General features: G+C 63.0%; 8 protein-coding genes. 5 read left to right on the plus strand and 3 right to left on the minus strand.

Annotation, left to right across the window (positions count from 1 at the left end; genetic code table 11):
• The first annotated feature begins 7 nt into the window (after nt 1–7).
• Nucleotides 8–439, plus strand: a complete 432-nt coding sequence (gene rplK, locus K315_RS0100820; RefSeq protein ID WP_015451045.1) for a 50S ribosomal protein L11 — start codon at nt 8–10, stop codon at nt 437–439.
• 14 nt (nt 440–453) lie between these two features.
• A complete protein-coding gene (rplA, locus tag K315_RS0100825) occupies nt 454–1,149 on the plus strand; it encodes a 50S ribosomal protein L1 (protein WP_029575771.1) in 696 nt (231 codons plus the stop codon).
• 285 nt (nt 1,150–1,434) lie between these two features.
• Here rplA and K315_RS09060 read toward each other — a convergent pair whose 3' ends face one another.
• Entirely contained in the window at nt 1,435–2,454 is a 1,020-nt protein-coding gene (locus tag K315_RS09060) for a PucR family transcriptional regulator (RefSeq protein ID WP_029575772.1), read from the minus strand.
• A gap of 9 nt (nt 2,455–2,463) precedes the next feature.
• On the minus strand, nt 2,464–4,641 hold the full coding sequence (locus tag K315_RS0100835) for a DUF6020 family protein (protein WP_029575773.1): 2,178 nt from the start codon (nt 4,639–4,641) through the stop codon (nt 2,464–2,466).
• Nucleotides 4,642–4,875: 234 nt separating this feature from the next.
• Between K315_RS0100835 and K315_RS0100840 the strand changes: the two genes are divergently transcribed.
• Nucleotides 4,876–5,745: a biotin--[acetyl-CoA-carboxylase] ligase gene (locus K315_RS0100840; RefSeq protein ID WP_238556385.1), complete on the plus strand. Its 870-nt coding sequence runs from the start codon at nt 4,876–4,878 to the stop codon at nt 5,743–5,745.
• A gap of 168 nt (nt 5,746–5,913) precedes the next feature.
• On the opposite strand, the gene K315_RS0100845 is transcribed toward K315_RS0100840, so the two are convergent.
• Entirely contained in the window at nt 5,914–6,528 is a 615-nt protein-coding gene (locus K315_RS0100845; protein ID WP_029575775.1) for a biotin transporter BioY, read from the minus strand.
• Nucleotides 6,529–6,785: 257 nt separating this feature from the next.
• On the opposite strand from K315_RS0100845, the gene K315_RS0100850 reads away from it, so the two are divergent.
• Nucleotides 6,786–8,663: an acetyl/propionyl/methylcrotonyl-CoA carboxylase subunit alpha gene (locus K315_RS0100850; RefSeq protein ID WP_029575776.1), complete on the plus strand. Its 1,878-nt coding sequence runs from the start codon at nt 6,786–6,788 to the stop codon at nt 8,661–8,663.
• Nucleotides 8,660–10,288, plus strand: coding sequence for an acyl-CoA carboxylase subunit beta (locus tag K315_RS0100855; protein ID WP_029575777.1), 1,629 nt, complete (start codon nt 8,660–8,662; stop codon nt 10,286–10,288). The genes K315_RS0100850 and K315_RS0100855 overlap by 4 nt, the downstream gene beginning before the upstream one ends.
• Nucleotides 10,289–10,293 lie beyond the last annotated feature (5 nt).

Here is a 10,293-nt window from a genome sequence, read left to right on the forward strand (position 1 = left end):
CCAGACAATGGCTCCTAAGAAGAAAGTCACAGCGCTGATCAAGCTTCAGATCCAGGCTGGCAAGGCGAACCCCGCCCCGCCGCTGGGTCCGGCTCTGGGTTCGCATGGCGTCAACATCATGGACTTCTGCAAGGCCTACAACGCGGCCACGCAGGACAAGATGGGCCAGGTCGTCCCTGTTGAGATCACCGTTTACGAAGATCGTTCCTTCACCTTCGTGCTCAAGACCCCGCCGGCCGCAGCTCTGCTGAAGAAGGCCGCCGGTATCCAGAAGGGCACCGAGAACCCGCTGACCCACAAGGTCGGTACCGTCACCAAGGCTCAGGTCCGCGAAATCGCCGAGATCAAGATGCCTGATCTGTCCGCCCGCGACGTCGAGGCTGGCATGAAGATCATCGAAGGTACCGCCCGCTCCATGGGCATCACGGTCACCGACTGAGAGGAGAAGGACAGATGGCTAAGAAGCACTCCAAGAAGTACCGCGAGGCGGCCGAGAAGGTTGATCGTAACAACCTGTACACCGCTCCTGAGGCGATCGCTCTGCTCAAGAGCATGCCGAAGCGTGGTTTCGATGAAACCATCGAAGCCGTGTACCGTCTGAACGTGGATCCGCGCAAGGCCGACCAGCTCGTGCGCGGCGTCGTCAACCTGCCGAACGGCACTGGTAAGACCGCCAAGGTCCTCGTGTTCGCCCGTGGCCCGAAGGCCACCGAGGCCATCGAGGCCGGCGCCGACATCGTTGGCGATGATGATCTCGTGCAGAAGGTCCAGGACGGCTTCCTCGATTTCGACGCTGTCGTGGCTACCCCGGACATGATGGGCAAGGTCGGCCGTCTCGGCCGTATTCTCGGCCCGCGTGGCCTGATGCCGAACCCGAAGACCGGCACCGTGACCATGGACGTCACCAAGGCTGTCAAGGATATCAAGGGCGGCAAGATTGAGTTCCGTGTGGACAAGCACGGCAACCTGTCCTTCCTGATCGGCAAGATGTCCTTCGAAGAGAAGGCTCTTGACGAGAACTTCAAGGCAGTGGCCGACGAGATCAAGCGTCTCAAGCCGTCCACCGTGAAGGGCCGCTACATCACCAAGGCGACCATCACTTCCACGATGGGCCCCGGCATCCCGCTGGATACCGCGACACTCGCCTGATTTCTGGTTCCGTCCGTTATTTCGAGCCTAGGGCGGAACGAGAACGCACAAGCCCCAGACATGCCGATTGCCGGTGTGCATGGGGCTTTCCCATTCTTATGGGGCGGGTCTTTTCGGTGGGTCTTTCGTGCCCAGTTGTCAGAGCCCAGCATATTCGTGTCCAGTACTTCGCAGTTCGGCACGTCCGGGTTACTAAGGTCGGAATTGTCAGTGTCAGTTCCGAAGTTGTCAGGATGCCAATAACAAAGGATTCCCAGAAGGTGTCCGGGAAGTCAGCGGTACACCCTACAGCGTGCCGTCATCGCGCCACAAACCGGCATCGCGTAGCCGTCCGAGCGTAATCGCCGTCGAGAGCACATATGCCTCGCGTGTATCGGTTGCATCCCAACCGCAAATTTCCGTGGCCCGTTTGAGCCGGTACCGCACGGTATTCGGGTGGACACTCAGCGCCCGGGCCGTCGCATCCAGCGAAGCGCCGGAATCAAGGAAAATGCTGACCGTTTGGAGTGTCGGATCATTGGGATTGTCGCCTTTGAGCGCCTCGTAGATTGATGTGATTAGTTCGTCGCGCGCATCCTCATCGCCCATGAGGGCACGTTCCGGAAGCAAATCCTCGCATCGCATGGGTTGCGGCACTTCGCGCGTGCAGGCGTTGAGTGCGAACAGAGCGTTGATGACGGCTCGGATGGCGCGGGATGCACCGTCGGCGTTCTGCCGGGTTGGCCCGAGACAAATCGGTTCATGCCCATCGAAACACGTTTCGGCGATATGCGCGACTTGGTCCGGGCTGGTTCCGTCATCGACGCGCACTAACGCCACCAGGTTCCCGTCATGCTCGCCGATCAGACAATCCTCCGGGGTGCCGTCGGCATGTGTCGGCAATTGGCTCCGGATTGATGCCGCGCACGAGGCGACATCGTGCGCCGGGGGAGTACCGGCGATACTGCAGCAGACATAATGCGCAGGCCATCCGAGCGTATGCATCAGCGAGACGACCCGCTCGTCGTCCGTGCTTTCCGCGAGACAAGCGAACACAATGGATTCGAGCAGGGTCCGGGCGTCGGCAGGGTGCGGCGACCCTGGTGCCGTTGCCGCGGTAGCATTCGATTGGTCAGCAGTTCCGGGTGCTCCGGCTGTTCCGGCGGTTTCATCTGTCGTTCCCACAACACCGGTTCCGGCAACGTCGGCCGGCCGGTCGCGTTCCAGCACATCGTCTCCCAATAGCACGGCGAGACGGGCCATCAACAGGTCAAGCAGATCCTTGCGATCGGAGTCTGACCCGGAGTGTGCAGAAACGGAAACCATAGTGCCAGCCTAGTCCCGCCCGGATTCAGTGTCACGGTGATGTCCACCCGCACTGTCCTCGGGCCTGGCGACACGCGTTTCATGGCAACCCCTGGACTCGCGCCAGTAGGTCAGCGCGACGAAGCAGAATACGAAGGTCAGCGGAAGCATATGGCGTTCGAAGTTGTTTGCCGGCGACGTGATCATCACGCCCATGAGCAGCAGCAACGGCATATGCCACGCCAAAGTGCGCCAACGGCGGCGGATCACTTCCGCGGCGCCGAACAGCAGGGTCAAAATGACATAGAAGTTGCCGTGCGTGACCCATCCGAGCACGGAGATCTTGCCCCAGTCGCGTGCGAACCTCGCGATATCCTCACGCCATTGCGGCTGCCAGTCCTTGATCCATTCGGTGTTGTTCACCACGTAATCGCTGGTCACGTAATAGTCCATGGAGACATACGGCAGATCGGCGATGTCGAAATAGCCGAAGCATTCGGCGAAGAACGCATCCGCCGCGATGACCGGGTTCGCCTTGACGATCTGCCACCACGCGCTGTTGAAATCGGCCATATCCTCTTTCGTGACGGAACGCCAACGATAGCTGACTTTCTTGGATTGAATCCCGGAGGATTTCACCGGGTCGGCGTCCTGCTGGAAGTAGGATTCGCCCATCTGGTCAAGGTTGAAGATCGGGGCGAGCTTGTCCGCCGCGTCCTTGGGGATGCCTTCGGGATTGCGCCGGGCAACGCGCGCGATTTGCTGCAGCTGGATGCCGCGGCTTTCGATCGGGTCGCCGTTGATCACCTTGCCGGTAGATACCAGAAGGACCAGGCCTCCATGCAGGATGACCGCCGGCAGCAGCAGGGCAGCGATGTAGGTCTTCCAGCGCCCGCGGTCGGCGATGAGCATAATGAGTGTCTGCGCGAGGAGAATGTACCACGCGTATTTCGCGCTGATCAGCATGACGCAGGCGCTCGCGATGAATGCGGCGAGGGTGCGTGCGGGCAGCCGATGGGGTGTCTCGCCGCGCTTGACGCGGGTCATATGCAGCTGGTAGGCGATGCCGAACCACCAGACGAATGCGAAGGCGAACAGCGGTGATTTCGTCAGGCTGATAGTGGAGAACACCGCAATCGGGCACAGCAGGAAGAACAGGATGATGATGGCGCGCTGCCATATGCCAGCCCGCGCGACCGCATGCGGATAATCCCCGGATGTACTCCCTGGCTCGCTGATCGGGACAACGGCGGCGTCGGTGTCCTTCCCGGACTCATGTACAAGCCACGGCAGGTTGAGGAATCGGTGCATCGTGGCCGAACAGCAGAAGACCGCGAACAGGAACTGCAACAAGGACAGCACGACATATCCTGCATCGTTTGAACCGGTGAAATACCGGGATGCGGCGGCGACGGCACCGTAGAACACGGTGAGCACGAGATTGTGCTGATCCGTCAGATAGGTCGGGTCTTGCGGCCACAGGTAGTGCGCGGTCGGGTAGATATCCATCGGGACGAAGGCGAAGAACCCGGTATACGGCTGTTGCAAGCCCGTCCATTGGTTCCATGCCCAGCTGAATTCCCGCACTTGCGAGCGGATGTCGGCGCCGAACGCGGACAGCAGGGTGACCGGCACCCACAGCCATCCGATGAACATGATGAGCGCGAGGCCGATCCAACTGCGTGTGCACCGCATGATGATGCGCGGGGTATACGTGCGGACGGCGGTCCAGCAACGTCCGACGGCATGCGCAAATCGTGTGGCTGTAAATCGCCGCCACATGCGTGCCAAGGCGCGCCAAGGCTTGCTGATGTTCCGCCGCCATCCGGTGTGGCAGAAGGTTCCGATTGCCGCCGCCACCCGACGACAGGCGGAGCGAACGGATGACGGGATGGCCGCAAGCCCGCCGCCGACGCGCACCAACGCGATGAGCAGCATTAGGTAGATGGCTAGGGCGAGCAGGAAATAGATGGTGTTGACGAATCCCCAGTCGGCGATGCTGCCGCCGTACCAATAGAACGGTCCGATCGCCGTGCAGAAACTCAGCCACAGGACGGCGAGGATCGCCAGCGTCCACCGGGCGATGGCGCCGGCCAGCGCGCGGTGTGAGGGATGGTTGCCGGCCGTCGCCTTGGAACGCTTCGCCGCTTGATCGGGTTGCACGGATGGCGTGGTCGTGGCTCTCGAGGTTCGCGTGGCTTCGGTCATGTTTGAGCATTGTAGTCTGACGCAAGGAGCCGGGGCTGGGTACAGGAGGGGGCCGCGATGGCTGCGGGCGTAGCCGTGGAGGTGGTTGTGTGAGGATTGGCTCGCACGGTGGCGGGTTTGGTGGGCTCGTATCCTGGCCGCCTGCCGGTTCCGCAGCCGCGGTCAATCCGCAGCTTGGGGCCACCCGGCGAGTACATCCGCGAAAAACGCGTTGTTCGGCGGTAGGCTGGTGCCATGATGACGAAACAGGGGACGGTGCCGCGCATGCCGCGGACCGAACAGGAGGCTGACCGGCTGATCGCGCTGGCCGAGGTGGATTCGACGAATACGCTCGCCGGTGAGATGCTCGCCGATGGGCGGATCGGGGGCGACCCGGCGGATGACGGGAAGATCACGGTGATTGCCGCGGACTACCAGACCGGCGGTCACGGCCGTCTTGGGCGCGCGTGGGTGAACCGGCCGGGGGAGTCGTTCACGGTGTCGTTCGTCACGGTGATGCCCGCCGATGTCGTGGCCGACGATACCGTCAACGGGTGGCTGCCGACACTCGCCGGTCTCGCTTCACGCGACGCGATCCGGTCGGCGGTGTTCGCCAGTGGCGCCCGTCCGCGTCAGCAGGATTGCGCGCTGTCCATCAAATGGCCGAACGACATCTTCTGCCATGGCTTGAAACTCGGGGGTATCCTGGTGCAGCTCGTGCCCTTGGATGAGCATCGCACAGGTGTGATCAGCGGCATCGGCATCAATCTCGCCCTGCGCGCGGAAAGCCTGCCGACCCCGCAATCCACATCCTTGCAGCTGCATGTCGACCCGTTGCCGGACGTGCAAGTACTGCGCGACCTCATCGCGGCGGGAATCACAGCCGGCCTGCGTGACCGCATTGCCCGGTTTGTGCGTGATCGCAAGGCCTACACCGCCCAGCTGCTTGAGGAAACCCGGCAAGTGAGCTGGACACTCGGCAGGAGGGTGGAAGCCAGACTGGTCGGGGGTGAGACGATTGTCGGGCGTGCCGTCCGCATCAATCCGGACGCCTCACTGGCCATTGTGGACGACGAGGGAGTCGAGCATACGGTGACGACCGGTGATGTCGGCGTTCTTGACTGATGGGCACTGATGACTCACTGACCGCTAGCTGAAGGCCCGCCGTCCGCAACGATGACAGACAGCATACACATACGCGAAAGGCCGCCGCCCCATGCAATCGGGGCGGCGGCCTTTCGTTATCGGCCGGTGCGACTGGTGCACACGTCCGTTATTTGCCGTTATTCGGCGTCACTTGGTGTCACGCGCGATATACGAGGACAGCCCGCTGACCGCGGCGGAGGCGACAACAGCCTTGAGCAAGTCGCCGCCGGCGAACCCGAGCGAGGTGAGCGCCACGGCACCCAGCGGAACATGCATGAGCATCGCCTGGATGCTCACACCGAAGGCGTACACAATCACCACGCAGCCGACCAGCGAGGCGCCGAAATACCTTGCGGCGGTCAGCCAGTAGCCGCGTGCCCCCGTGCCGCGCGCCTTGCCCTTGAGCAGGGATGTGACGATTACGCCCGGCAGGAAACCGAACAGGAAGCCGGCGCTCGGGCCGACCAGCGCCTGCGTGGACATGCCGCCCGAGAACACCGGCAGTCCCGCAGCGCCAGCGAGCAGGTACAGCACGACCGCGCCGCCGGCTTCGCGCCAATCAAGACTCAACGCGGCAAGCATCAGGACGAAGGTCTGCAAGGTGATGCCGACCGGAGTGCCGGGAATCGGGATGCGCCCGGCGGCGGCTGCAGCCCACAGCAGCAGCGCGAACAGCAGCGACATGCCTGCCGAACGCAGCAGGCGGCGGGCGGTGGTAGGGGCCGCGGAAGTCAGTGCGGCGGATGGTGTCTGATGTGACATGGGAATCCCTTCCTTTCATGCAACTTTCATGCAATGCCCGGTCAGGGGCGTGCTGGCCATCATTCTATGGACCCAATTGCGCCCGCCAATGTCGCCGATGTGTCCGGCCCGTTGCGACGAAAGCGCTCAATGGCGGAATACCGCCGAAAATCGCAAGCCAACTTACGGTGACGTTTGTGGAGGGTTACAAAAAGATCGCCGATTCTTTGTCGTCCATGCCCCGTCGGGCGCAAGTCTCGCGGCATAGGTTGGAACGTATGGTCAATAATGTCAGCAAACTTCTGGTGGCGAACCGCGGTGAAATCGCGCTGCGCGTCGTGCGAACCGCCCGCGAGATGGGCATCCGTACGGTCTCCGTGTACGCCGAACAGGATCGCGACGAACAGTATGTGGATATGGCGGACGAGGCCTATCTGCTGCCCGGTGACACCTACCGCGACACATATCTCAACGAGGACCTGCTGATCGGCATTCTGCACAGGAGCGGTGCCGACGCGGTGCACCCCGGTTACGGGTTCCTTTCCGAGGTGCCGTCATTCGCGACCAAGGTCCGCGAGGCGGGTGCCGTCTGGGTGGGCCCCGACCCCAAGGCCCTGGTCGATCTGGGCGACAAGATCACCGCCCGCCGGGTCGCCGCCCGCGCGAAGGTCCCGCCCGTCCCCGGTATTTCCGAGCCGGTCAAGGATATGCGCGAGCTGCTTGATTTCGCGCAGACACACGGCTATCCGATCATGATGAAGCGCACGGACGGCGGTGGCGGCCGTGGCATCACCATCGTGCACAACGACGACGAGCTGCGCAGCTTCTACTTAAGCCATGATGCGCTCCAGGGCGGGGATCTGGACGAGTATTTCGTCGAACGGTTCATCGACAAGGCGCGGCATGTGGAAACCCAGTGCGGGCGTGACAGCCACGGCGATTTCGTCGTGTATTCGACGCGCGACTGCTCGGTGCAGCGGCGCAACCAGAAACTCATCGAAGAGGCCCCGGCCCCCTTCATGCCGCCGAAAGCGCTCGAAGCGCTGGAACGCTACTCGCGTGGCCTGTTCGAGGCGGTAGATTATGTGGGGCTCGGCACTTGCGAGTTCATGCTCACCGAACAGGGCAAGGTGTATTTCCTGGAAGTCAACCCGCGTCTGCAGGTCGAGCATACGGTCAGCGAGCAGGTGTGCGGGCTTGATCTGGTGCGTGAACAATTGACGATTGCCGCCGGCGGGCACCTGACCCGCCCGGAGAGCATCCGCGGCCACAGCTTCGAGTTGCGCATCACCTGCGAGGACCCCGCGACGAACCTGACGCCGAGCTCCGGCACACTTACCGGGCTGCAATGGCCCGCCGGACCGGGGATCCGCGTGGATTCCGGGGTTAAGGCGGGAGATACGATTTCGCCGAAGTTCGATTCTTTGATGGGCAAGCTCGTCGTCACCGCGCAGGACCGCGCGACTGCGGTCGCCCGTGTGCGTCGCGCCCTCGGCGAGCTTCGTATCGAAGGCGTGCCGTCGCCGGTGAGCCTGTTCGAGCAGATTTTCAATGATCCTGAATTCACCGCCGAACAGCATCCGTTCAGCGTATCCACCAAATGGCTGGAACGTAAGTATCTCAACCGCGAACCCGCGGCCGCAGGTGCCGGACAACCCGCATCCGTGGCCGGAGGGGCCGGGGAGAAGGCTGCTGCCAGCGATTCCTTCGTCATCGAAGTCAATGACAAGCGCGTCAAACTCACTGTCCCCCAGACGATTGTCGACGGGCTGACGGGTGCCGCCCGCGCACGGTCCGCACGGCGCGCCACCCAGCCGTTGCGCGGTCAGGGATTGCATGATATCGGCAAGCCGAAGGTGGATGACGGCGCGAAAAGCGGCATCATCTCCTCACCGATGCAGGCGATCGTCACCCGCGTCAATGTGGCGGAAGGCCAGAGCGTCTCCAAGGGCGACCTCTTGGTCGTGCTCGAATCCATGAAGATGGAGAACTACGTGTACGCGCCGGTCAACGGTACGGTCAAGAAGATCTGCGTCGGCCCGGCGGATGGTGTCGAAGGCGGGCAGACGCTTGTCGAGCTTGACATCCACGCCGCCGAAGGCGCACAGGCATCCGGGACATCGACGGACAAGGATGCGGAAGGAGACCGGCAATGAGCAGCACACTGACCGCAGCGCAGACAACCACGGCGTCGGCGGACTCCACGACACTTGCGGACTCCACGGCGCATGACGCGACTCAGCCGATCCGCCCCGCTGTGGGACGGGCCGCCGAACTCGCCCGCGCCGCCGAGGAGCACGCCCGTGAACGCCAGCATGCGAAAGGCAAAGGCACGGCCCGCGAACGCCTCGACCTGTTGTTCGACGCCGACAGCTTCCAGGAGATCGGACGTTTCGTCGGCGGCGACATCAACAACGGGGTGGCCGGCTCGGCCGTCATCACAGGGTTCGGCAAAGTGTACGGGCGCACGGTCGCCGTGTACGCGCAGGACTTCTCGGTGCGCGGCGGCACGCTCGGCGTGGCCGAAGGTGAGAAGATCTGCCACCTCATGGATATGGCCATCAGCCTCAAAGTGCCGATTGTCGCGTTGATCGACTCCGGCGGCGCGCGTATCCAGGAAGGTGTCGCGGCGCTCAGCCAATACGGGCGGATTTTCAAGAAGACCTGTGAGGCGAGCGGTTTTGTCCCGCAGATCTCCATCATCCTCGGCCCGTGCGCGGGCGGCGCCGTGTACTGCCCGGCGTTGACTGACCTGATCATCATGACGCGCGAGAACTCCGACATGTTCGTCACCGGGCCGAACGTCGTCAAGGCGTCCACCGGCGAGACGATTAGCATGGCGGATCTGGGCGGCGGCTACGTGCACAACGTGGTCTCCGGCGTCGCGCATTATCTCGGTGAAGACGAGGCCGACGCGATCGACTACGCGCGCACGGTGCTCGCCTACCTGCCGTCGACCTGCCAGTGTGAGCCGCCGGTATTCGCCTATGCGTCCACGCACGCCGACCAGGCGGCCGCCGCGCGCGTCGCCTCCATCGTGCCGGATAATGATCGTCAGCCCTACGACATGCTCGACGTCATCCACGGCATCGTCGACTATGGCGAATTCGTCCAAGTGCAGGAACTGTACGCGAAATCCGCGGTCGTCGGCTTCGCCTGCATCGAAGGTCACCCGGTCGGCGTGGTCGCCAACCAGCCGAATGTGCTCGCCGGCATCCTCGACGTGGAATCCTCCGAGAAAGTCGCGCGTTTCGTGCGCTTGTGTGACGCGTTCAACCTGCCGGTCATCACCCTCGTGGACACCCCCGGATACAAGCCGGGCAGCGACCAGGAGCATGCGGGCATCATCCGCCGCGGCGCGAAAGTGATTTACGCGTATGCGAACGCGCAGGTGCCGATGGTGACGGTGATTCTGCGCAAGGCCTTCGGCGGCGCCTACATCGTCATGGGTTCCAAGGCGATTGGCGCGGACGTTAACCTCGCTTGGCCGTCCAGCCAGATCGCGGTGCTCGGCGCCCAGGGCGCGGTCAACATCATTCATCGCAAGGATCTGCAGAAAGCCAAGGAGCGCGGGCAGGACGTGGAAGCGCTGCGTGCGAAGTATGTGGCCGACTATGAGGCTACGACCGTCAACGCGAATCTTGCGATGGAAACCGGGCAGATTGACGCGATGATCGACCCCGAGCAGACAAGGGACGCAATCGCCGGAGCTCTGCGCACGCTCGCCGGCAAACGCCGCCACCGGCCGGTCGACAAGCATCACGGCAACCAGCCGATGTAAGCGCT

It is taken from the genome of Bifidobacterium thermacidophilum subsp. thermacidophilum DSM 15837, from assembly GCF_000426425.1.
GTDB lineage: Bacteria > Actinomycetota > Actinomycetes > Actinomycetales > Bifidobacteriaceae > Bifidobacterium > Bifidobacterium thermacidophilum.